The sequence below is a fragment of the Streptomyces sp. NPDC022910 genome (assembly GCF_055561075.1).
In genome coordinates, this window is sequence record NZ_JBVHHL010000027.1 from 69,210 (window position 1) to 92,204 (window position 22,995).

General features: G+C 70.2%; 18 protein-coding genes, 1 tRNA gene and 3 pseudogenes. 9 read left to right on the forward strand and 13 right to left on the reverse strand.

Annotated features, from left to right (window positions below):
* Positions 1-42 precede the first annotated feature (42 nt).
* Entirely contained in the window at positions 43-510 is a 468-nt protein-coding gene (locus ACZ3TS_RS24575; RefSeq protein ID WP_467621557.1) for a GatB/YqeY domain-containing protein, read from the reverse strand.
* Between the two features lie 211 nt (positions 511-721).
* On the opposite strand from ACZ3TS_RS24575, the gene ACZ3TS_RS24580 reads away from it, so the two are divergent.
* From ACZ3TS_RS24580 to ACZ3TS_RS24590, 3 genes are all read left to right on the forward strand, one after another.
* Positions 722-1,648, forward strand: a complete 927-nt coding sequence (locus ACZ3TS_RS24580) for a metallophosphoesterase (RefSeq protein ID WP_467621560.1) — start codon at positions 722-724, stop codon at positions 1,646-1,648.
* Positions 1,649-1,769: 121 nt separating this feature from the next.
* Complete coding sequence (locus tag ACZ3TS_RS24585) at positions 1,770-2,555, forward strand: Pr6Pr family membrane protein (protein ID WP_467621563.1); 786 nt, start codon at positions 1,770-1,772, stop codon at positions 2,553-2,555.
* Between the two features lie 33 nt (positions 2,556-2,588).
* Positions 2,589-2,662, forward strand: a tRNA-Pro gene (locus ACZ3TS_RS24590).
* A gap of 77 nt (positions 2,663-2,739) precedes the next feature.
* On the opposite strand, the pseudogene ACZ3TS_RS24595 reads toward ACZ3TS_RS24590, so the two are convergent.
* Positions 2,740-3,305 (reverse strand): annotated as a pseudogene (locus ACZ3TS_RS24595) (site-specific integrase); the annotation flags it as partial.
* 35 nt (positions 3,306-3,340) lie between these two features.
* Here ACZ3TS_RS24595 and ACZ3TS_RS24600 point away from each other — a divergent pair.
* Positions 3,341-3,574 (forward strand): annotated as a pseudogene (locus tag ACZ3TS_RS24600) (helix-turn-helix domain-containing protein); the annotation flags it as partial.
* 226 nt (positions 3,575-3,800) lie between these two features.
* Here ACZ3TS_RS24600 and ACZ3TS_RS24605 read toward each other — a convergent pair.
* Both ACZ3TS_RS24605 and ACZ3TS_RS24610 read right to left on the reverse strand, forming a co-directional pair.
* A complete protein-coding gene (locus ACZ3TS_RS24605) occupies positions 3,801-4,409 on the reverse strand; it encodes a DJ-1/PfpI family protein (protein ID WP_467621566.1) in 609 nt (202 codons plus the stop codon).
* A 322-nt stretch (positions 4,410-4,731) separates the two neighbouring features.
* Entirely contained in the window at positions 4,732-5,220 is a 489-nt protein-coding gene (locus ACZ3TS_RS24610; RefSeq protein WP_467621568.1) for a hypothetical protein, read from the reverse strand.
* 309 nt (positions 5,221-5,529) lie between these two features.
* On the opposite strand from ACZ3TS_RS24610, the gene ACZ3TS_RS24615 reads away from it, so the two are divergent.
* Positions 5,530-6,651 carry an SMI1/KNR4 family protein gene (locus tag ACZ3TS_RS24615; protein WP_467621625.1) on the forward strand — a complete coding sequence of 374 codons (1,122 nt, stop codon included), beginning with the start codon at positions 5,530-5,532 and terminating at the stop codon, positions 6,649-6,651.
* 225 nt (positions 6,652-6,876) lie between these two features.
* On the opposite strand, the gene ACZ3TS_RS24620 is transcribed toward ACZ3TS_RS24615, so the two are convergent.
* Complete coding sequence (locus ACZ3TS_RS24620; protein ID WP_467621570.1) at positions 6,877-7,824, reverse strand: MIP/aquaporin family protein; 948 nt, start codon at positions 7,822-7,824, stop codon at positions 6,877-6,879.
* Positions 7,825-8,277: 453 nt separating this feature from the next.
* Here ACZ3TS_RS24620 and ACZ3TS_RS24625 point away from each other — a divergent pair, with 453 nt between their 5' ends.
* Positions 8,278-8,577, forward strand: coding sequence for a hypothetical protein (locus tag ACZ3TS_RS24625; RefSeq protein WP_467621573.1), 300 nt, complete (start codon positions 8,278-8,280; stop codon positions 8,575-8,577).
* Positions 8,578-8,674: 97 nt separating this feature from the next.
* Here ACZ3TS_RS24625 and ACZ3TS_RS24630 read toward each other — a convergent pair whose 3' ends face one another.
* From ACZ3TS_RS24630 to ACZ3TS_RS24640, 3 genes and pseudogenes are all read right to left on the reverse strand, one after another.
* Complete coding sequence (locus ACZ3TS_RS24630; RefSeq protein WP_467621628.1) at positions 8,675-9,283, reverse strand: sigma-70 family RNA polymerase sigma factor; 609 nt, start codon at positions 9,281-9,283, stop codon at positions 8,675-8,677.
* A 204-nt stretch (positions 9,284-9,487) separates the two neighbouring features.
* Positions 9,488-10,204: pseudogene (locus tag ACZ3TS_RS24635) on the reverse strand (hypothetical protein).
* A gap of 328 nt (positions 10,205-10,532) precedes the next feature.
* Complete coding sequence (locus tag ACZ3TS_RS24640) at positions 10,533-10,742, reverse strand: twin-arginine translocase TatA/TatE family subunit (protein ID WP_467621575.1); 210 nt, start codon at positions 10,740-10,742, stop codon at positions 10,533-10,535.
* A gap of 265 nt (positions 10,743-11,007) precedes the next feature.
* Between ACZ3TS_RS24640 and ACZ3TS_RS24645 the strand changes: the two genes are divergently transcribed.
* On the forward strand, positions 11,008-12,951 hold the full coding sequence (locus ACZ3TS_RS24645) for an NAD-binding protein (protein WP_467621629.1): 1,944 nt from the start codon (positions 11,008-11,010) through the stop codon (positions 12,949-12,951).
* A 44-nt stretch (positions 12,952-12,995) separates the two neighbouring features.
* Here the strand turns inward: ACZ3TS_RS24645 and ACZ3TS_RS24650 are convergent, their stop codons facing one another.
* Complete coding sequence (locus ACZ3TS_RS24650) at positions 12,996-13,370, reverse strand: nuclear transport factor 2 family protein (protein WP_467621632.1); 375 nt, start codon at positions 13,368-13,370, stop codon at positions 12,996-12,998.
* A 335-nt stretch (positions 13,371-13,705) separates the two neighbouring features.
* On the opposite strand from ACZ3TS_RS24650, the gene ACZ3TS_RS24655 reads away from it, so the two are divergent.
* Complete coding sequence (locus ACZ3TS_RS24655; RefSeq protein WP_467621578.1) at positions 13,706-15,580, forward strand: S9 family peptidase; 1,875 nt, start codon at positions 13,706-13,708, stop codon at positions 15,578-15,580.
* A gap of 591 nt (positions 15,581-16,171) precedes the next feature.
* Complete coding sequence (locus ACZ3TS_RS24660) at positions 16,172-17,056, forward strand: SURF1 family protein (protein WP_467621580.1); 885 nt, start codon at positions 16,172-16,174, stop codon at positions 17,054-17,056.
* Between the two features lie 432 nt (positions 17,057-17,488).
* Here ACZ3TS_RS24660 and ACZ3TS_RS24665 read toward each other — a convergent pair whose 3' ends face one another.
* The 4 genes from ACZ3TS_RS24665 to ACZ3TS_RS24680 form a co-directional block, all read right to left on the reverse strand.
* Positions 17,489-18,985 (reverse strand): hypothetical protein, encoded by a 1,497-nt coding sequence (locus tag ACZ3TS_RS24665; RefSeq protein ID WP_467621582.1) that lies wholly within the window; start codon positions 18,983-18,985, stop codon positions 17,489-17,491.
* Positions 18,982-19,650 (reverse strand): SigE family RNA polymerase sigma factor, encoded by a 669-nt coding sequence (locus ACZ3TS_RS24670; protein ID WP_467621584.1) that lies wholly within the window; start codon positions 19,648-19,650, stop codon positions 18,982-18,984. Before ACZ3TS_RS24670 ends, ACZ3TS_RS24665 begins: the two co-directional genes overlap by 4 nt.
* A gap of 429 nt (positions 19,651-20,079) precedes the next feature.
* Entirely contained in the window at positions 20,080-21,147 is a 1,068-nt protein-coding gene (locus ACZ3TS_RS24675) for an aspartate-semialdehyde dehydrogenase (RefSeq protein ID WP_467621587.1), read from the reverse strand.
* Between the two features lie 196 nt (positions 21,148-21,343).
* Positions 21,344-22,621: an aspartate kinase gene (locus tag ACZ3TS_RS24680; RefSeq protein WP_467621589.1), complete on the reverse strand. Its 1,278-nt coding sequence runs from the start codon at positions 22,619-22,621 to the stop codon at positions 21,344-21,346.
* Between the last annotated feature and the right edge of the window lie 374 nt (positions 22,622-22,995).

Below are 22,995 nucleotides of genomic sequence, written 5' to 3' on the forward strand. Positions count from 1 at the left end.
GCCCCCGTCGTCGTACGCGCCTGGGGCGGGGCCGGGCGTCGGTCAGCCGCCCGCGAGGAGCTGCTTGACCACAGCGGCGACCCGGCCGCCCTCCGCCTGGCCGGCCACCTTCGGGTTCACGATCTTCATGACCTGGCCCATGGCGCGCGGGCCCTCGGCACCGGCCGCCTTCGCCTCCTCCACCGCCTGGGCGACGATCTGCCGCAACTCGTCGTCGGACAGCTGCTTGGGCAGGTACGTGGCGAGCACCTCACCCTCCGCCTTCTCCCGCTCGGCCTGCTCGGCGCGCCCGCCCTGCGCGAAGGCATCGGCGGCCTCTCGGCGCTTCTTCGCCTCACGGGTGATCACCTTGGTGACCTCCTCGTCGGAGAGCTCACGCTTCTCCTTGCCCGCCACCTCCTCCTTGGTGATCGCGGCGAGCGTCAGCCGGAGCGTCGAGGAGCGGAGCTCGTCGCGCTCCTTGATCGCGGCGTTGAGGTCTTCGTGCAGCTTCGACTTGAGCGTGGTCATGGCTCCGATTGTCGCAGGTGTGACGGGACAGCCGCCCGCCGATTTCCAAGGGGTTGCGGCCGTTGTCCCCCGAACGCGGTGGCCACGACCCTGCGTTCTCCACAGGCACCCTCGGCCGACGTTCCACGGTTGTCCACAGGAACTCTCGCCGACGATCCACGGTTGTCCACAGGTGAGTCGAAGCATCCTCGTGTTCTGACACGATGGTCGTATGCGCGCGCGATACGGAGTACCCCTGGGAATCACGGCAGTGGCCGCTGCCGGACTGCTGTACTCGGCTGGGATCGAGACCCGTTCCTTCCGGCTGCGTCGGGTGACGATCCCGGTGCTGCCCCCGGGGGCGCGCCCACTTCGCGTGCTCCAGGTCTCCGACATCCACATGGTGAACGGGCAGCGCAAGAAGCAGCGCTGGCTGCGTTCGCTGGCGGGTCTGCGGCCCGACTTCGTGATCAACACCGGGGACAACCTCTCCGACCCGGAGGGCGTGCCGGAGGTGCTGGACGCGCTGGGCCCGTTGATGGAGCTCCCGGGGGCGTACGTCTTCGGTTCGAACGACTACTACGGCCCAAAACCACGCAACCCCGCGCGCTACTTGGTGGAGAAGGCGAAAGGCCGCCACGGTCTGAACGGCAACCCGCCCGCGGTCGACGTCATCCACAACCCCTGGGAGGACCTGCGCGACGGCTTCGACGCCGCGGGCTGGCTGAACCTGACGAACACGCGGGGAACGCTGAAGATCGACGGCCTGGAGATCGAGCTGACGGGCCTGGACGACCCGCACATCAAGCGCGACAGGTACCAGCGCGTGGCGGGCGGCCCGTCCTCGTCGGCGGACTTCTCGATGGGCGTGGTCCACGCGCCGTACCTGCGCGCCCTGGACGCGTTCACGGCCGACGACTACCCCTTGATTCTGGCGGGCCACACCCACGGCGGCCAGTTGTGCATCCCCTTCTACGGCGCCCTGGTGACCAACTGCGACCTGGACACGGACCGGGTGAAAGGCTTGTCACGGCACACGACGGAGGGACGGACGTCCTACCTGCACGTGTCGGCGGGCTGCGGGACGAACCGCTATACGCCCGTTCGGTTCGCGTGCCCGCCGGAGGCGTCGTTGCTGACGCTCGTAGGCAGGGAGTAACGGCCGACGGAACAGACCGCCTGCACCGCTCCCGCCTGCACCGGTTCCGCTGCAGGCGGGAGCATCACCCGCGCGGATCATCCGTATCGCCCCATTTGCCCCACCCGCTTAGCGTGAGGGCATGAGCTCGCCGATACCCAAGGAGATCCCGGACCTCCCGGCGGTGCCGGGCAGACCGGGGCTGCGGCCGTCCGTCGTCCCCGCCGCCGCCGTGGTGGCTCCCGCATACCGCCCGGTGGCGGCCGCCTACCGTCTGCTGGTCGCGCTGGCGGCCGCGGCGGCGGTGGCGGTCGACCTGCTCCTAGGCAGCCCGGTCCGGGTGCTGAGCTACTTCACGATCCAGGCCAACGCGCTCGTCGCCCTCGTCTTCACGCTGTCGGCCTGGCGAGCGTGGACGGCCCGCCGCCCGTTGTCACCGCTGGTCACCGGCGGCACGCTGTTCTACGCCCTGATCGCGGGCCTGGTCTACCACGTGCTCCTGGTGAACGAACCCGGCCCCTTCTCCATGACCGGCCAGGCCGGCGGACACATGGGCTGGTCCTCGCTCGCGAACCAGGTGATGCACACGCTGACGCCGGTCGCGGCTCTGCTGGACTGGCTGCTGCTGACGCGCCCGGCCCCACCGACCCTGCGGCACGCGAGACAGTGGCTGCTCTACCCCATGGCGTACCTGGCCTTCTCCCTGGTACGCGGCGATCTCCTCCTGCCGGGCACGGAAGATCGCTACCTCTACCCGTTCCTGGACGTGGGACAGCTCGGCTACAAGAGCGTCCTCGCCAACGCGCTCCTGCTGGGCCTGGCCTTCTTCGCCCTGGCCCTCCTCCTGGTCACCCTCGACCATGTCCGCCCGGACCCGACCCGCCGCCGCAACAAAACCGGATTTCGTCTCCAGCCACCAGTGGGCTAAAGTAAACGTCGTCGCCGCGACAAGCAGTGACATCGGGGTGTAGCGCAGCTTGGCAGCGCGCTTCGTTCGGGACGAAGAGGTCGTGGGTTCAAATCCCGCCACCCCGACAGCTAAGTAGCAGTTCAGAGGGCCCTTACCGATTCGGTGAGGGCCCTCTGGCGTTGCTGCGTGTCTATCTGCGTGACTAGCGCTCTGGATCGCGCTTGAAGATGCCGTCCATGACCACAGCGCCGGTCTGGATCACGGGGCGGATCTGCTTGCGGTACACCTCCTCGGTCACGGCCGTGCCGGAGTGGCCGACGAGTCGGGAGATCTCCTCCAGGGGGACGCCTCGGTCGGAGAGCAGGGACACGAAGCTGTGCCGGAGCTCTCGGGGCGTCCAGTCGTCGGCGTTGATCCCCTCGGCGTTCTTGAGCGCCTGGCGGAAGGCGCGCCGGACGTCGCGTCGAGAGGCTTGCCGACAGCCGACGAGAAGGCCAGGCCGTGTTCCTCCCAGTCGTCACCGACAGCAAGTCGCTCCCAGCCCTGGTCTTCGAACTGCTGCCACAAGACCTCGACGCAACGCGCCGGCAGAGCGAGCGTTCGCCGGGACTTCCTGGTCTTGGTGTCCCCGACGCGCCGGACCGATCGCCACACCGCGATATGTGGAGGCTGCGGCGGGTCGGCGTCCGGCCTGCCCTTGAGGAACACGTGGTCCCAGGTGAGTGCGCGCAGCTCCTCAGTGCGGGCACCGGTTAGCAGGGCGACCACAGGCTCACCGTGCAGCGGATGGCCAGCACGCCCACATGAGCGTGCGCACTTTCGTCCGACGTTTCCGTGCCGAGACCGGTCTGCCCCCCGGCCAGTGGCTGACCAAACAGCGTCTCGCACGCGCCCGGAACCTGCTGGAATCCACCGATCTGACCGTTGATCAGATCGCGCTCGAGATCGGCTTCGCCACCGCCGCCTCGCTGCGCCAGCACCTGAACGCCGAGCTGGGCGTCTCACCCCTGGCCTACCGCCGCACCTTCCGGGCCGCTGATTCTTCCGCTGAGGAGCAGGCCAGGGACCGTGTGCCGAGCGGGGACAGGCGGGCGCGATGCACATGCGTCGACTGCCCTGGCTTGATGTTTCGCCGCGGGTGCGGCAGCGCGCCGGCCGCCGACCCCGGTACGGACGAGGCAAGCTCAGGGGACACGTGGAGCTGTGCACAGTGGGCAGTTCTGGACGGGGAAGCGGCAGCCCAGAGGGCTGATTCGCGGGGCGTCAGCGCAGTGCGACCTCGCCCGTATGGACGGCACGCATGGCGCGCTCGACAGTCTCCTGGTTCTCGCCGACCGGAGCCACGTAGCCGATGACGTCGCGCGCGGCGTCCTCCCCGAGCATTCGGGTGATCACCCATGTGGCGAGATACTGTGACGCCAGGCAGCCGCCCGCCGTAGCGATGTTCCCCTCGGCGTGGAACGGCGCGTCCAGCACGGTGACGTCGCAGGCTTCGACAAAGGGCCGGCTCTTCATGTCCGTGCAGGCGGGCATGCCATCCAGCAACCCGAGCCGGGCGAGCACCAGCGCGCCGGAGCACTGCGCACCGATCAGCTGTCGCGCAGGGTCCAGCGGCAGCCTGGAGATCAGCCGGTCGTCGGCGACCACGTCTCGCGTCTTCACCCCGCTACCGATCAGCACGACGTCGGCTTCGGCCACGAATTCCATCGGACGCTGCCCGGTTACCTCAACGCCGTTCATCGACGTGACCACTGGCGTCGGCGTCGTGATGAAGGCCTCCAGGCCATCCTTTCGGCACCGGTTGATCAGCGCGGAGGCGATGAAACTGTCAAGCTCGTTGAATCCGTCAAAGGTGACCACAGCTACCTGCATGGCATCTCCTCAAGGTACGAAGGCCAAGTTTCTCAGGCGTGCCGTGCCCAGGTCGCGGGCCAATTGGTGATCGGTGGCTCATCTGATGGACCCAGGATCTGGCATCCCCCGCCGGCCGCAACTGGCCCGCGCGACGTGTTGTGCCGGGCGGGCCGGCCGGGGACGGGGAAGGGTCAGGACAGGTCCTGCCAGGTGTCGCTGGCCCACAGGGCGCCGCCAGTGGAGGGACCGCCGATGCTGCGGTAGACGACGAACTTCCCGCCTTCTGCATAGTGGCGTAGGCGCCGCTGTGACTAGAACCCGAGCCAGCCGTTCGCCCAGGTCAACGCCAGTGTTGCCGCTGAGCTGCCACAGCTTCCCAAGCTGATGTCTGCCGCGCTAACGGGTATCGGGGCAAGTCGGCCATGGCGGATGCCGGCATGTCCAGCACTTCGCGTGCGACGCGGCGGAACCGTCGTTCTGCCTCAGCCTGCTCGTTGTTGCACTCCACGAAGGCGTCCACCAGCCGGGTCCGCTCCTCAAGGCTTGCTGACGCGCGAGCGGCCTCGATCGCTGCGAACAGTGCTCTGAATGCCGTCTGTTCCAGCGGAAGCATCGCTTCGGACGCAGCGATGATGCTCTCCGTCCCTTCGAGCTCTACGGTCTCTCTCATGAACTGCAAGTCGTTCCACCGTTTGTGACACTCGTCAGCCGTGCGGGTCACCTGGGCCAGGTCGAGGTCCTGGCGGCCGACGGCGTTCATCGCGTCCAGGGCCGCGCGGCTCAAGGCCTGCTGGCAGCCGAGAAACTGCACGTACGCATCACGTCGCACACTGCGTCTCCAATGATCAAGGCTGGATCGCTGCTGCTGTCGCGCCTGCCACCGCAGTCCCCACATGGTCAATAGCGAGGTGCATGCCGTACCGGCCACACCTACTGCCGCCCCCAGTACGGCGGCCGCGCCCTGATCCACAACACATCCGGCAATCAGATGGAGCGCCGCTCCGTGCGAGCGGAAGAGCATCCGCCCTGCCCGAGGGGCATACCCACAACAACCGGTGCGTTGTCAGTGCCCGCGTCCAGGGTCAGCCGTGTGACTACCGACCTGGTCAAGAACTCCTGGGACCGCATCGACAGTTGACTGCGGGAGCATGCGCCGCGCACCCTCGCCTCGCTCTGCCCACCCGCGAGGGACGAGGAGATACGGGCGGCAGAGGAGGAGCTGGGCGTCACCTTCCACCCCGACCTGGCCGCCTCGCTGCGTCGGCACGACGGGGCGCAGGGTGGCGAGGAGGCGTTCCGATTCACTACGCACGACCGGTTGCTCGGCGTGCGGGAGATAGTCAAGGCGACCGGGTTCATGCGGGGTATCGCCGCTGACCTGGACGAGAAGGATGCCGAGCACTACTGGCACCACGGCTACCTCAAGTTCGGTTCCTACGAGGTCACCGCCGACGGCCTCACCGTCGACTGCCGATCCGGGCGCGACGCGTACGGCGCGATCGGGCGGTTCTTCGACGAGACCGGGACCGACTTCGGGCACGCCGAGTCACTGGGCGCCTGTCTGACGGATCTGGCGGACAGGCTGGAGAGCGGTCGGACGGCCCACGGCAAGAGGGTGAACCCAAGCCCGGTGACATTCAACGGCCGGCTGATCTGGGAGTCGGCGCGTGCGCCCCGACCGGAGTGGGGAAGCGCCGACGACCCGCTCCCCGGGCCCGCGACAGGGCTCCCGCCGTTGGAGCTGCCCTCGGACCCGGCGGAACCCCTGAGAGCGGCCTATCTGCGCGGACTGCAGGAACTCGGCGCGCTGGTCGCCACCCTGCCCTGGGAGCGGGTGACCGAGGCGGCGTGGAAGCAGATGCGCCGGCTGGCCGTCGAGACCGGGTTGGCCAAGTACGCCGAGGTCACTGCTGCGATGGAGGCCGGGGAGCGGAACGAGGCCGTCCCACTGGACCAGGACAGCCCGCTGGCCCTGCGGCTGCGCCAAGTGATCGCCCAGGCGACGGCGCACCGGGACGAGCACCGCAGATGGGCGGCGGAGAGCATGGTGCACGCGGTGTGCAGTTCGCCGCACCGCGCAGTGCACAAGATCGCGACCATCCGCAGCCACCTGAGCGTTGACTGGCGTGCCGAACTGCTCGCAGACCTCGGCAACCCACCGATTCCGCCCACGCCGGACAACCTGTTCTGGGCGGTGCTGCGCAACCCCGACATCGATTCGAGTTGGTACGCGGCCCGTTACGCCCAGGACCAGGGCTGACCCGCTCGACCACTGACGCCTGCAGGGCACACAGGCCAAGGAGTGCGCGAACAGGCCCGCCTGGGTTCGATGAGCAAGGATGAGGGAGCGGGCAGCCGGGACCCTGGATGACGTCCTCGCGGTGGCCCTGGCCAGCACCATGCGGCCTGTCGGGACCTCCGAGGGTGGCCTGTACCCGTTCTCTCCTCGCTCCGGCCCACGACCGCTGATCGACTCGGCCGTCGGTCACTCCTCGTCCGTGGTCGTCACCGGGCGGGTCCGACCGGGCCCGGGAGGTTCCGCCAACTGTGCCCGGATGTGCAGGACATCGCCGATGAAGAGGTCGTAGACCAGGACCCCGATCACGCCGCCGACGAGAGGCCCGACGATGGGGATCCAGAAGTAGTTGCTGAAGGAACCGGCCAACGTGCCGGGCAGGGCAAGGTCCTGCCACCCCGCCACCCAGGTGAACAGGCGTGGCCCGAAGTCACGGGCGGGGTTGATGGCATAGCCGGCGTTCGCGCCGTACGACATGCCGACGGCGGCGACCACGAGGCCGATCACCAGAGGCCCGAGGTTGGCCTTCACCGCCGTGTTGCGCAGGTCGATGACCGCCACCACGAACATGACCAGGAACGCCGTGCCGACGATCTGGTCCACGAACGGGCCCCAGATGCCGCCGTGGAAGTACTGCGCGGGGAACGTCCCGAAGATCGAAAAGGTGGCGAGCGTGTGGCCGTTCGTCTTCGGACCCGTCGTGGCCTGGTCGTAGGCGTTGATCGCGTCGTGGTAGACGCCGTACACCAGCGCGGCTCCGGCGAACGCGCCGGCCAGCTGCGAAAACATGTACGGCACGACCTTGAGCCAGGGAAATCGGCGACGCACCGCGAAGGCGAGCGTGACCGCCGGATTGATGTGCGCGCCGGTGACGCCGCCGGCCACGTAGATGCCGAAGGTCACGGCCATGGCCCAGCCCCACGTGATCAAAAGCCAGTCACCGGCGGCGACGAAGATGGTGGTGGGTCCCGCGGTACGGCCCGATCCCGGCAGCGCGGCCACCGCCGTGGCCACTGCGCCGCATCCGAAGGAGATGAGGACGAACGTCCCCAGGAATTCTGCGAGGCACTCGCCGAGCAGGCCCCCTCGGCGCCTGAGCCGGGAGGGTCGTACCAGGGGCGGGATTTCCACAGCCATGTTGGCCCCCTAAGGGACTGGTCCGGCCAGTGGCGGCTCCTCTCGCCTCCGAGCGCCCCCGATATGACTGCCTCGCTCCCTTGTCGGGGCGAGCCGATACCACCCGTCCGGGCCTGAGTATTCGAATGTGACGACTTCCGCACCCCCGGCGATGGGTGCCGGATCTCCGACGTGCGCTCCCATCGTGGCCATGGCACACACACGAGTATGACTCATGGGCTGCTGCCTCGCTCATCACCGAACGGCGCACCGTCCGCGGAGAGCTGAAGGGTGTATCGGGCTACACCCCTGGTTCGGGAGCGCGGTCCCTCGTGGCGGCGGGTCCGCGACGGAATGGTTGATCGCGGAAGTTCAAGACCCCCGTTGCCCTCCGTTCGGAAGGAATCTGCCCCATGAGGGCGCTGTCGTGGACGTTGCTGACGACGTTGTTCCTGCTCGGTCTCGACCGCGACCGTGGCCTCCGGAACCGTCCTCGACGGCACGGAGAAGACCCTCGCCACCGTCGGCGGGGCCGCACTCGCACTCCTGTCGGGCGCCGTTCTCGGGGAGAGGGAACCACTCAAGTCGTTCCTCTCCTCGCGGCCGGTGCTCTGGTTCCTGTTCCTGTTCAACCTCGCCGTCGCCGCGGTCGCGCCCTTTGCCGTCGACGGTGCCCAGGGAGTCGGCGCCGCCGTCGGCATGGGCGTCGTCTCACTCGGGACAGCCTTCGGCCTCCTCCAGAGGCGCGGCCCCAAACAGGGCCGGCCTGCCTGACACCCTGACCGTCGGCGGTGGGCCGGCGGCGGTTTCGCGGCGGCGACCGTGGCGAATGCGGCCGCCGCCACGAGCGAACCGACGCCTCCGGCACCCTTCAGGCGACCAACACGGTTTCCGCCTCGGTGAGCAGGTCCAGGAGGGTCGCGCGGGCGCGGGCCACCCGGGAGCGGACCGTGCCGACCGGGCAGCCGCTCAGCACGGCCGCCTCCGCGTAGGGCAGCCCGAGCAACTGGGTCAGGACGAACGCCTCCCGCCGCTCGTCGGGCAGCGCGGCCAGCAGATCGAACAGCGCGACACCGTCGTCGAAGCCGGGCAGGTCGTACGGCTGGGCACGCTCGACGGCCAGCTGCCAGTCGGGTATGTCGGACAACCGCGGCCGGGCGGCTGCGCAGCGGAAGCTGTCCACCACGGCACGCCGGGCGATGGACAGCAGCCAAGCACGGGCCGAGCAGCGGCCCTCGAAGCGGTGCAGGCTGCTGAGTGCCCGCAGGAACGTGTCCTGCGCCAGGTCGTCGACCGCCTGCGGGTCGGCGCACAGGTGGGCGACGTAGCGCTGGACATCGCGCTGCAGGGCGCGGACGAAGTGCTCGATGGCGTCGGCGTCGCCGCGTCGGGCGGCAAGCGCCCAGGCCGTGATCGAATCGTCCCTCGATCCGGTGGTGCCGCTTTCCTCGCGTGAAGCGGGCAGGGCAGGAGTGGTCACCTGGTGTCCCTCTCGGTCGTCCGGGATCCGGGCCGTCTGCGCCGTCACGGCGATGCCGCAGGTCAGCGTGGTGGCCCGGTGAGTGGGGTGCGGCCATGGGGCGGCAGCGAGTGCGTACGGCGGTGTGCGCGTACGACGCCTGCGCGGCCCACGGCCGGTGCCCGGGGCGGCGCGCATGGGCGCGACCCCGGATACGGCTGTCGGTCAGAGGGCAGCGGTCCCCAGGGGCGGGCCCCGAGAGGTGATCGTGTGAACGAGGAGGAGCGCCGTGGTGAGCGGTCCGAACGACGGCGGCGGGCGCGGATGCGCGGGCAGGACGGCGGCGCGGGCAGGGCGAGCAGCAGCCGCAGCGGTGCGGCCAGCCAGCTGGCCACCGCCCGCAGGATGCGGAACGCGGCACGCTCGCCGTACGCCAGCCACAGGCCGCACAGCAGGGCGGCGAGGAGGTGGGCGGCGAGCATGCCGGAGGAGAACGTGTCGGACAGGGCCGACCCGGCGGAGCCCATGGGCCCCATGCCCGGCATACGGCTCATATCCATGGCGTCCATGGACCCCATGTGCCCAGGTCCCATGTGCGCAGGTCCCACAGACGTGGGTCCCATGTCCATGGCATCCATGTGCCTCAGGGGCGCAGGTCCCCCGTCCATGGGAATGAGTGCCATGGGGTGTCGGCCCGACCGTACGAGAAGCCCGAGTGCAGCGCCGCCTGTGCGGTGACCACGACGGAGACAACGAGCGGGACCCCGCGTTCGCGACCCGCCAGGCACCAGCCCCCGGCACCGGTCACCAGGGCACCGGCAGTCAGCGCCACCAGGGCACCGGGGAACCGGACATCATCACGTGCCCCAAAGCGGCGAGCAGCACGCAGACGGCCGCGAACACCGCGGCCCGTAGCGTGCGAGAACACCACCCAGCAGCCATGAGGGCCCTCATCTTTGCATCCGGGCCCGGTCGTCAGGAGTGGGTACGCACATCGGCTGGGGGTTCCGCTCAAAATGCGGCATGTGATGCGGGACACCCGAACCGGTGAAAAGCATTGGGGAGTTCGGGTCGGATACCTTCAGCTCCGAACGTCGCCCGGGTCCTGGCACGCCTCAGGGACACCGCAAACCCTCAGGGACGCCGCTCACCTCAGGAGGGTCGTAGCCTCAGGAGGGTCGTAGCCTCAGGAGGGTCGTAGCCTCAGGAGGGTCGTAGCCTCAGGAACGTCATACGCCTCAAGAACGCCCTAGCCTCAAGAACGTACGCCTCACGAACGCGGCGTCGACTCGTCCCGCCCGAGCACCGTCCCCTTGATGACACGGGCCGCGCCGGGCCCTTCGGGCGCCTGATCCTTGAGCGCCCTCGCCTCGCTCTTGAAGATCCGCGTCGCCTTCCCCGCCGAACGCGCGAGCTCCGGCAGCTTCTTGATCCCGAGGGCCACGACCACCACGAGGAGGAACACGGCCAGCTCACTCATGCCGAACATCAGGCTTGCTCCCAGGACAGGCGTGTGGATCTACAAGGTTGTGGAAGTCTCTCCCGGGGATGAGCGACGGACAAGTCCGGCTTCCTGGCTGCTGTTCTCGGCCATCGGGAGCGGCGTCCGCGTCGTTGCGCAGCGAGCCCCGAGCGCCGCCCGTCATGTCCCCTGCCCCTGTGGAACCGGCACCCTCAGTAGGGCAGTCTTTCTCTCTGTGGCAGGCGTTCCGCAGCAGAACGGGTCGGATGGCCCCGTCGCGCACATGGTGGTGTGCGGGGACGACGGGCTCGCGCACCGGCTGGCCGCCGAGTTGCGCGGGGTGTACGGCGAGCAGGTGACCCTCGTCGTTCCGGCCTCCGAACGAGTCGCCCGGCAGCCGGTGGTGGGCCGCGCCCGCGCCTCGGGGCTGCTCGACCGGGTGTCCGCCGCCGTCACGCGCGCGGCGAGCAACGGCAACGGTCAGGGCAACGGTACGGACGGACGCGCCGCCGGCGCCGGCGGCCGCACGGCGGGAACACCGGGTGCCGTAAGGCTTCTGGAGGCCGCCGAGGCGTCCGAGGCGGTGCTCGCCGAGGCAGGAGTGGAGCGGGCGACGGCACTGGCCCTCGTCTATGACGACGACGAGACCAACATCCGCGCCGCACTCACCGCCCGCCGCCTGAACCCACGGCTCCGGCTCGTCCTGCGCCTCTACAACCGGCGGCTCGGGCAGCACATAGAGGCGCTCCTCGACCAGGCCGCGGCGTTGGCCACGGGCGGGCCCGGCGCGGAGGCCGAGGGGGCCGACGCCTCCACGACCGTACTGTCCGACGCCGACACTGCCGCGCCCGCACTGGCCGCGACCGCCGTCGCAGGCACCACCAAGGTCGTACAGACCGACGGGCTGATGCTGCGGGCCGTCGAGCGCCCACCGCCGGGGCCCGGTCAGGTCGCCGACCCCGGACTCTGCACGCTGGCGCTGCTGTCCGCGACGACCAACGATCCCGTCGGGGCCGACGGTTCCGAGGGAAGCGGTGAGCAGGGGCCCCAACTCCTGCCCGACGAAAGGACAATCGCGGAGGCGACAGGGCGCGGAACCGTCGTCCTGGAGACCGTCTCGTACGCGGGTCCCGCGCTGTCCGCCGGGCGCAGCGTCGTCCCACTCGGCTCGCTGCTGTCTCGACGGCTGCGGTGGTCGTTCGCCGGGCTTGTGGGGTGTGTCGTCGCGCTCGCGGTCGCGTCCATGGCCGTCGCCAGCGAACCACCGCTTCGTGCCACGTACTTGACGCTGCTCGACCTGTTCGCGATCAACAACCCGGCCATCGGTCAGCCGGCCGGGCGACAGATTCTGCAACTGCTGTCCGGGCTGGTGGGGTTGCTGCTGCTGCCCGTGCTGCTCGCGGCCGTGCTGGAGGCACTCGGCACCTTCCGCAGCGGGTCCGCACTGCGGAAGCCACCACGCGGGCTGTCCGGGCACGTCGTGCTGCTCGGTGTCGGCAAGATCGGCACGCGGGTCATGACCCGGCTGCGGGAACTGAGGATCCCCGTGGTGTGCGTCGAGGGCGATCCCGAGGCACGCGGACTGGCCACGGCTCGGCGGCTGCGGGTGCCCGTCGTGCTCGGGGACGTGACGCAGGAGGGCGTCCTGGAGGCCGCGAAGATCCACCGGGCGCATGCGCTGCTCGCGTTGACCAGTGCCGACACCACGAACCTCGAGGCCGTCCTGTACGCACGCTCCGTACGGCCCGACCTCCGGGTGGTCCTGCGCCTGTACGACGACGACTTCGCGACCGCCGTCTACCGCACGCTGCGCGCCGCGTACCCGCACGCGCCGACTCGCAGCCGCAGCGTGTCCCACCTGGCCGCACCCGCGTTCGCCGGAGCCATGCTGGGGCGGCAGATCCTGGGGGCGATCCCGGTGGAGCGGCGGGTGCTGCTGTTCGCCGCCGTTGACGTGGCCGGGCATCCGCAGCTGGAGGGACGGACGGTCGCCGAGGCGTTCCGGGCGGGAGCGTGGCGTGTGATCGCCCTGGACACCTCGACGCCGGACGAACGCAACCAGACGCCCCACCCGGAGACGGACGCGCCCGACCACGCCTCGGGGCTGGTCTGGGAGCTGCCGCCCACCTACGTCCTGCGTCCCGAGGACCGCGTGGTCCTGGCGGCGACGCGCCGCGGTCTGGCCGAACTCCTCGGCCGCAGGCGGCGCGAGCCGGCCGGAGCATAGGAGACGGCCCACGCAAAGGAGCGCGAGTCGTCGGTCCCGGGCCGTCAGTAACGCTCGACCAGGTGCTCGCGGCCCGTCGGCGGCTCGTACGCCTCGGGCCAGAAGTCCGTCACCGTGGCTATGTGTCCCTCCCGGTCGGTCGTGAAGAACGAGATGCCGTACATCTCCTCAAGGCCCACTGTGAAGTGCACCCACGTGACGACCTGTTCGGCCTCGGCGACGATGCGCTCGAGGCGCAGGTGCCAGTCGCCTGGGTACTCGCGGTTGAACTGGACGTACTTCTCCCGCCCGCGGATGCGCTCCCGCGTCTGCGGCAGGGTGTAGACGACGTCCTCGGCCAGGGAGTCCGCGAACGCGTCCCAGTCACGGGCCGCCGCTGCGGCCCAGAAGATCTCCACGGTCTTACGCAGATCGGTCATCGAGGTCATGCCGCGAGTGTGCATCCCGCCACTGACAATCGTCTCTGACCTGCGCAATACCGGAAGTCGGCAAGGCAGACGAGGCCGTCGGGCAGAAGCCGCCGAGCGGATGCGGCCGGGCAGAAGCCGCCGGGCGTGACGAACGAGACGGTTGTCCCGGCAGGGGCCTGCGAAAGGCGTGCCAGCTCCGCCAAAGCGAGATCACGCAGGACTGGGCGATCTGCGGAGCGGCACGGCCCCGTGATCATGCGTGGTCAGAGGGCTTTGCGGGCGAGTTATCCACAGGCTGGGGGCCTTCCCCGCGGAAAGTCGGCCGGGCCAGGCACTATGGGGCCATGACTGAGAGCAACGGGTCCGCCTCGCCGCAACGCGGCGTGGACATGCCTGACTGGGAGAAGCGCTTCCGGGCGCCGCGGGTGTCGCTGCCGGACTGGGCGGAGGACGCGCCGCACCGCTCGCTGTTCGTCTCGAATGCGACGGGGACGTACGAGCTGTACGCGTGGGACCGCGCCACGGGCGCGCAGCGCCAGGTAACGGACCGGCCGAACGGCACGACGGACGGCGTGCTCTCGCCGGACGGCGAGTGGATCTGGTGGTTCGACGACACGGACGGGGACGAGTTCGGGATCTGGAGACGCCAGCGGTTCCTGCCCGGCGCCTCCGGCAAGGACTCCGGGATCGACGGCCCTGCGGCTCCCGGGCTCGAGCCGTCGTACCCTGCCGGGCTCGCGATCGGGCGGGACGGGCGGACGGCGGTCGTGGGCCGCTCGACCGACCAGGACGGGTCGACGATCCACCTCGTGCGGACCGGTCAGGACCCGGTGGAGGTCTACCGGCATCGTGAGTCGGCCGGGGTGGGCGACCTCTCACGCGACGGCTCGCTGATCGCCGTGGAGCACACCGAGCACGGCGACGCGATGCACTCCGCGCTGCGCGTGCTGCGGCCGGACGGTTCCACCGTGGCGGAGCTGGACGACACCAAGGGCGGCACGGTCGAGCTGGGCCTGGAGGTGCTGGGCTTCGCGCCGCTCGACGGGGACACACGGCTGCTGATCGCGCACCAGCGGCGCGGCCGGTGGGAGCCGATGGTGTGGGACGTCGCCTCGGGCGAGGAGACGGACCTGGCGCTGGAGCTGCCGGGTGACGTGGCCGCGGAGTGGTACCCCGACGGTTCAGCACTGCTGATCGTGCACAGCTTCGAGGCGCGCAGCGAACTGTTCCGCTACGACCTGTCGACGCGCGAGCTGGTGCGGGTGCCTACGCCGCCGGGCACGGTGTCGGGGGCGACGGCCCGTCCCGACGGGACCCTGGAGTACCTGTGGTCGTCGGCGGCCGAGGCGCCCGTGGTGCGGTCGACGTCGGGCGAGGTCGTGCTGGATCCGCCCGGGATGAAGTCGCCGGGGTCGGTTCCGGTGGAGGACGTGTGGGTGGACGGGCCCGGCGGCCGCATCCACGCGCTGGTGCAGAGGCCGGCGGGGGCGAGCGGGCCGTTGCCGACGGTGTTCGACATCCACGGTGGTCCGACCTGGCACGACAGCGACTCGTTCGCGGCGGGACCGGCGGCCTGGGTGGACCACGGGTACGCGGTGGTGCGGGTCAACTACCGCGGCTCGACGGGCTATGGACGTGAGTGGACGGACGCTCTCAAGCACCGGGTCGGGCTGATCGAGCTGGAGGACATCGCGGCGGTCCGGGAGTGGGCGGTGTCGTCCGGGCTCGCGGATCCGGAGCGGCTCGTCCTGACGGGAGGTTCCTGGGGCGGGTACCTGACGCTGCTCGGGCTCGGCACACAGCCGGACGCGTGGACCATCGGTATCGCGGCGGTCCCGGTCGCGGACTACGTCACGGCGTACCACGACGAGATGGAGGCGCTGAAGGCGATGGACCGGACACTGCTCGGCGGCACGCCCGAGGAGGTGCCGGAGCGGTTCGAGGCGTCGTCGCCGCTGACGTACGTCGAGGCGGTGAAGGCTCCGGTGTACATCTCGGCGGGGGTGAACGACCCACGGTGCCCGATCCGCCAGGTCGAGAACTATGTGGACCGGCTCGCCGCGCGGGACGCGGTGCACGAGGTGTACCGGTACGACGCGGGGCACGGCTCGCTGGTGGTCGACGAGCGGATCAAGCAGGTGCGGTTGGAGCTGGACTTCGCCGCGCGGCACCTGGGGGCGGCATCGGAGGAGGTGAGGGGAGCGGCGAGCGCGGTGTAGGTCGGGCGGTGTCCTCCGGGGTTCGGCGACCGGGGCAGGGGCGCGTCGGACGGATGGCGTGCCCGAGATCGAGGGGTCAGGTCGGGCTTGCGGGGCATGCGCGTGTGCCCCGCAAACCCAGGTCGAGCGGGCGCGTGCCCAGGTCTCGCGAGCGGGCGCCAGGTCTCGCGAGCGGGTGCCAGGTCTCGCGAGCGGGGGTGCTGGCGCAGGCGTGTGCCCAGCCTCCGCGGGGTGTGCCGAAGGCCTCGCGGGCGGGTGCGCAGGTCCTGTGGACGGGTCCACGGCTCCGATCGGTAGGTCCACGAGTCCCGCGGGTCGCCCGATGCGCCCCACGCCGTCCGGGACCCCAGGCACGAGCCCACAGATCCACGGGCGGGACAGGTCCCACAAGCCGTCCACAGCTCCGACCGGTAGGTCCACGGGCCCCACCGGCACGTCGGGGTCCCACCGCGGTCCTGGGGTCCTACGCGCAAGTCCGCGGATCCCACAAGCGGGCGCCCATGGGTCCCGGGTGCACGTCCATGGATCCCTCAGGCGCGTCCGCGGCCCCCACACGCAGGACCGCTGGGGCGGCACCGTACCGTTGAGGGCGTGTACCGGTTCCTGCTGACGCCCCGCTGGTGGGGAATCAACGTCTTCGTGCTGCTGGCCATCCCCTTCTGCATCTTCATGGGGTCATGGCAGTTGAGCCGGTTCGAGGCCCGGGTGCAGGACCACCGGACGCTGACCGAGCGGGTCGCCGCGGACCGGAAGGAGGCGGCCCGGCCCGTGGACGAGTTGCTCCCGGTGGACAAGAGGACGTCCGGGATGAGGGCCACGGCCACCGGGCGGTACGGGAAGCAGTTGCTGGTGCCGGACCGTGAGCTGGACGGCACACGCGGCTTCTACGTCCTGACCATGCTGCGGACCGACACGGGCAAGGCACTTCCGGTGGTACGGGGCTGGCTGCCGGGCGACGCGGACACCACGAAGGCTCCGGCCGCGCCGACCGGCGAGGTCACCGTCACGGGAGCCCTGCAGGCGTCGGAGAGCCCGGGGGCGAACGGGGTGGGCGCGGGCGGCGGGCTGCCCGCCGACCAGACCGCGGCGATCAGTGCGGCGTCGTTGGTGAACCTGGTGCCGTACGACGTGTACGACGCGTGGGTCACCCTCGACAAGGCCGACGGTGGGATGAAAGCCGTACCGGCGACGGCGCCCGACGGTTCCGGGCTGGACCTGAAGGCGTTCCAGAACCTGGGCTACACGGGTGAGTGGTTCGTATTCGCGGGCTTCACGGTCTTCATGTGGTTCCGGCTGCTGCGACGTGAGGCCGAATACGCCCGGGACGCGGAACTGGGGCTCGTGCCGGAGGGAACGGGAGGAACGGGTTCCGGGGCGGCGGCCGCCGGGGGCGACGGTTCGGCCGAGGGCCCGGCGAAGGAGGCCGGAAGCGAGGAAGCCGCCGGCGAGAGCCGGGCACGGGCCACGAAGGCCTGAGGCCCACCCCTACCTCCGAGGTCCACTCGATCCGAGGTCCACTCGATCCGAGGTCCACTCGATCCGAGGTCCACTCGATCCGAGGCCCACCCATCAAGGCCTCTCCGGCCCGAGGCCACCCTCGTCTTAGGCCCCGCCCCGGTCTGAGACCCCACCCCGGCCTGAGGCCCGCCCCGGTCTGAGACCCCGCCCCGGCCTGAGGCCCGCCCCGGCCTGAGGCCCGCCCCGGTCTGAGACCCCGCCCCGGCCTGAGACCCCACCCCGGCCTGAGACCCCACCCCGGCCTGAGGCCCGCCCCGGCCTGAGACCCCACCTCGGTCTGAGAACCACCTACTCGACAGTCAGGCCATGGCTGGGAGCTGCTCGAGGCCCCCGCAAGGCGGGATCCAGTTCGAAACCCACGCGGCAGGCGGAGCCGTGCCGGCGTGCGGCTCAGGTGGCCGGGAGCATTCCCGTGCGGTAGACCGTGCCGGCGCACGCGTTGGAGATGGTCGCCGTCGAGGTGCCGGAGCCGATCTCCGGGGTGTGGGAGACCACCACGCTGCCCTCGGCCACGCCGTCCTCCCTCACCAGTTGCGGTGCCGTGCCACCACTGTCCGTGCCCGTACTGCCGCCCGCGCTCGAGGTGTCCGAAGGGCTCGGGTTCGGGGACGGGTCGCCGGTGCCGCCGTCACCTGTGGTGGGGCAGGTCTGCGACGGGACCCAGGCGAACTTGACCTCGTATGCCACCCCCGGCTTGAGCACCAAGGAGGTGACTTCCTGGGACGGGTCGGGCAGACCGGTGGCCACGTCGCCCGCGACATGGTTGACCACGCTGATCTTGGACGAGTCCGCGGCACCCTGGGCGACGGTGCCCACGCTGCCGGCGCCCGAGACGGTACAGCTCGTGGTGGAGATGTTGGAGACGCGGAACGTGCCGTAGACGGTGCCGGTGGAGTCCGGGGCGCCCACGGTGCCGGTCGCATCGCCGAGCTGGGTCGCCGTACACGCGGGTGCGCTCTGCGCGGAGGCCGTCGGGTCGGCCCCGTCCGTGACCCCGCTGCTCGCGCCCTTACCCTTGTCCTCCTTGCCCTTCTGGCCGTCCTTGCCCTTGTCCTTGGACGTGCCTGAGGAGCCCGCGGGACCACTGGAACCGCCGTCCGGGCCCTTGCCCTGGGTGGTGCCGCCCTGGGCCTCTGAGGCCTGGCCGGCGATGGAGGGGTCGGCGTTGGAGCCGGTGGCGTTCGAGACATGGACGAGGGCGGGGATCGCCGTGCCGATGAACAGGGCGGCGGCGGCCATACCGACCAAAGCCTGCCGCTTGCGGGCACGCCGGGCGGGCACCGCGCGCCGTAGATGTTCCAGCGTGCCGTCGCGCGGCTCGATCTCGCGCACCGCCTGGTGCAGCATCCGCCGCAGCGCCAGTTCGTCGGCGCCGAGTCCCTCCGAGGTCGCTTCGGGCTCGTCGGGTCCGGCCCCGGACCCCTTGGCGCCCGGACGGCCCCCACCAGCTCCGGAACCACCGGCTCCGACGCCGCCCCGGCCAAGCCCCCCGAGTGCCGCCATAAGCCGATCCCGGCCCACGCCGAAGCCGTCGGCAGCCGCATCGAAGTCGTCGTGCCGCCCTCGGAAGCCGTCGGCACCCGGGTCCTCGGCTCCGCCGTCGAAGCCCCTGTGCTCCGTGCCCGAGTCGTTCCCGCCGTCGAAGGCACCGCGCCCGAGCGCGAAGCCGTCGGCTGCCGTCGCGTCGGAAGCAGCGCGGTCCGGTCCGGCTTCGTGTCGGCCCTGGTCGTCGGGGCGGTGGTTCACAGTTCCGTTCCCAGCATGCTGCTTGTGCTCGTCCTCGTGGGGCTCGGGTCGGCCCGTCGGCTCGTGCCACTCGTACGGCTCGTGTCGTTCGTGGGAGTCGCGCCCCCAGGAGGCGGCGCGCCGCTCGTCGTACTCGCTCATGCCGACGCCCCCATCGCGGTACGGAGCGCCGCTATGCCGCGGGAACCGTACGCCTTCACCGACCCCAGTGAGATCCCCAGTGTCGCGGCGACCTGGGCCTCGGTCATGTCAGCGAAGTAGCGCAGCACCAAGACCTCGCGCTGACGGCGCTGGAGGCCCTTCATCGCCCTGATCAGCGAGTCGCGCTCCAGCTGGTCGTACGCGCCCTCCTCGGCGCTCGCCATGTCCGGCATCGGCTTGGACAGCAGCTTGACGCCGAGGATGCGGCGGCGCAAGGCCGAACGCGAAAGGTTGACGACCGTCTGCCGGAGGTACGCGAGCGTCTTCTCGGGGTCGCGGACGCGCTTGCGTGCCGAGTGGACGCGGATGAACGCCTCCTGGACGACGTCCTCGCAGGACGCGGTGTCGTCGAGGAGGAGCGCCGCCAGACCCAGGAGGGAGCGGTAGTGGGCGCGGTAGGTCTCGGTGAGGTGGTCGACCGTGGTGCCGGCGACCGTCGTCTCGTCGGCGTCCTCGCGCTGGTTCGGGATGCGGGCGGGCCGCGCTGCGGGCATGGGGGCGATCACCGGCATGCCGCCGGGCGCGCCGGGCAAGCGGGGGCGGCGTGGTGGACGAAGAGCCGCGCCCCTCGCCTGTACCGCGGTGAATTCGAGAACCTCTGCCACGCCAGTTGGACACGTCTCCCCGCGTCAGGGTTGTACGCGGCAGGAATCACTTTTGCGACAGGCATCACGTCCGTCTGCACGTACTGTCGTGCGCCCCCCAGCGCACCGGACCGTGCGTCAAGTGCCCTCATGCGTACCCGCTCTTCCCCTATGCCCCGTATGTGTGGTGCCCGGCCCCCCGAAGGCCGACCGCAAAGACGCTCCCCGTCCTGCGCGCGGTTGCGAGGGCGGGGAGGGAAATCTTCGGACGCCGAGAGGCTTCGATTCAAGTGGTCCGGACCAACGAGCATCCATGGAACCGACACAGATCCTACAAACGATTCAGCCAACGGCCACGGGGTTTCCGGCCAGTGGACATCGCCGCAGGAGTACCTACGCACTGCGCCGGGCACACGGCACCCACCGGGGTGGCCGGCACCCCGTGAGGCGTTACGCCGCCCCGAGCTCCGCCGCCACCAACTCCGCGATCTGCGCCGTGTTCAATGCGGCACCTTTGCGTAGATTGTCGCCGCACACGAACAGTTCGAGCGCGGTGGGATCGTCCAGGGCGCGGCGCACCCGGCCCACCCAGGCGGGGTCCGTGCCCACCACGTCGGCGGGCGTGGGAAATTCGCCCGCCGCCGGTTTGTCGAAGAGGACCACGCCGGGCGCGGTGTCGAGGATCTCGCGGGCGCGGCCCACCGTGACCTCGCCCTCGAAGCGGGCGTGGACCGTCAACGAATGCGTGGTGACCACCGGTACGCGCACGCACGTGACCGCCACGCGCAGGTCCGGCAGCCCAAGGATCTTGCGGGACTCGTCGCGGACCTTCATCTCCTCCGAGGACCACCCGTCCTCGCGCAGCGATCCGGCCCACGGCACCACGTTCAGCGCGACCGGCTCCGGGAACGGCCCCGTGTTGTCGCCCACCGCGCGCCGTACGTCACCGGGGCTGGTCCCCAGCTCCGTGCCGGCTACCAGAGACAGCTGCTGCCGTAGTGTGTCGATGCCCGCGCGTCCCGCGCCGCTGACGGCCTGGTAGGAAGAGACGACCAGCTCGCGCAATCCGAACTCGGCGTGCAGCGCGCCAAGAGCCACGATCATGGTGAGAGTCGTGCAGTTGGGGTTGGCGATGATGCCGCGCGGACGCACCCGGGCCGCGTGCGGATTGACCTCCGGCACGACCAGGGGAACGTCGGGGTCCATCCGGAACGCACCCGAGTTGTCCACCACGACCGCGCCCCGGCCCGCGGCGATCGGCGCCCAGTGCGCGGCGATCTCGTCCGGTACGTCGAACATCGCCACGTCGACGCCGGACAGCGCGTCCTCGGCCAGCGCCACGACCTCGACCTCCTCACCGCGCACGGCCAGCTTGCGGCCGGCCGAGCGCGGTGAGGCGATCAGGCGGATCTCGCCCCAGATGTCCGCATGCTGGGACAGGATCTGGAGCATGACCGTGCCGACGGCCCCGGTCGCTCCCACGACCGCGAGCGTCGGCTTGTCGGTCCGCGCCGTCATCGGCACTCCCTAGGGAGAGGGCCCCCGAAGGGGAGGCTGGTCGACGCCGTAGGAACCGAGCCCCCGAACAAGAGACCCGTCGACGCCGTACGACCCGGCCCCCCGAACAAGAGACCCGTCGACGCCGTACGACCCGGCCCCCCGAACAAGAGACCCGTCGGCTTCGTGCGTCCCGCGCCCCCGCCGGGGAGGCCGGTCATCGCCCGGTGCCTCCGTAGACGACGGCCTCGTCGCTCTCGGAGTCCAGGCCGAACGCGGTGTGCACCGCGCGGACGGCCTCCGGCACGTCGTCAGCGCGCGTGACCACCGAGATGCGGATCTCGGAGGTCGAGATCAGCTCGATGTTCACGCCCGCGTCGCTCAGCGCCTCGAAGAAGGACGCCGTGACACCCGGGTTCGTCTTCATGCCCGCGCCGACGAGCGAGATCTTGCCGATCTGGTCGTCGTAGCGCAGCGAGTCGAAGCCGATCGCGGTCCGGCCCTTCTCCAGGGCGTCGATGGCCTTACGTCCCTCGGTCTTCGGGAGCGTGAAGGAGATGTCCGTGAGACCGGTCGACGCGGCCGACACGTTCTGCACGACCATGTCGAGGTTGATCTCGGCGTCGGCGATGGCGCGGAAGATCGAGGCGGCCTCGCCCGGCTTGTCCGGCACGCCGACGACCGTGATCTTGGCCTCGGAGGTGTCGTGCGCGACACCGGAGATGATGGCCTGCTCCACCTTCTTGTCCCCTTGCTCAATCGGCTCGCTGCTGACCCACGTGCCCTGCAGCCCACTGAACGAGGAGCGGACGTGGATCGGGATGTTGTAGCGGCGGGCGTACTCCACACAGCGGTGGAGCAGCACCTTGGACCCGGACGAGGCCAGCTCCAGCATGTCCTCGAAGGAGATCCAGTCGATCTTCCGGGCCTTCTTCACCACACGCGGGTCGGCGGTGAACACTCCGTCGACGTCGGTGTAGATCTCGCACACCTCCGCGTCGAGGGCGGCGGCCAGCGCCACGGCGGTCGTGTCGGAGCCACCGCGACCCAGGGTCGTGATGTCCTTCTTGTCCTGACTGACGCCCTGGAAACCGGCGACGATCGCGATGTTGCCCTCGTCCAGCGCGGTGCGGATGCGCCCCGGCGTGACGTCGATGATCCGGGCTTTGTTGTGGACCGAGTCGGTGATGACGCCTGCCTGGCTGCCGGTGAAGGACTGGGCCTCGTGGCCCAGGTTTTTGATCGCCATCGCCAGCAGGGCCATGGAGATCCGCTCTCCGGCGGTCAGCAGCATGTCGAACTCACGCCCGGCAGGCATCGGGGATACCTGTTCGGCGAGATCGATCAGCTCGTCCGTCGTGTCGCCCATCGCGGAAACGACGACAACCACCTGGTTGCCGTTCTTCTTCGCTTCCACGATCCGCTTGGCGACGCGCTTGATGCCTTCGGCATCGGCTACGGAGGAGCCTCCGTACTTCTGCACGACAAGGCCCACGTGCGCTCCTCGCTCAGTCCGTCTCTTTCCGCATCTGCGCAAGTGCGAGTGCGGTCGGCTCAGTCTATCGAGCGACCGAATTTCCCTTCCGGGATACCGCATGGTGAGATGTCCCGCTCACCCCGGGATCACCCCGGTTTTCTTCGGGCGTACGACGGACGTACGGCGCTTTTCACCGCCTGTTTCCGCCGCCATTCGGCCGCTCCAGCACCGCATCTGCCCAGGCGCGGGCCCCGTACTCGGAAAGTGCCGCGTGTCACAGGAGACGCTTGTGAATCAAGTTCAAGCACAGGTGCGGGTCGTACGCCTATCCCTCGATCTCCGGCTGCCGGCCGCTTGATCCCACCGGACCGGCGGCGGAAGGATGCCGACCC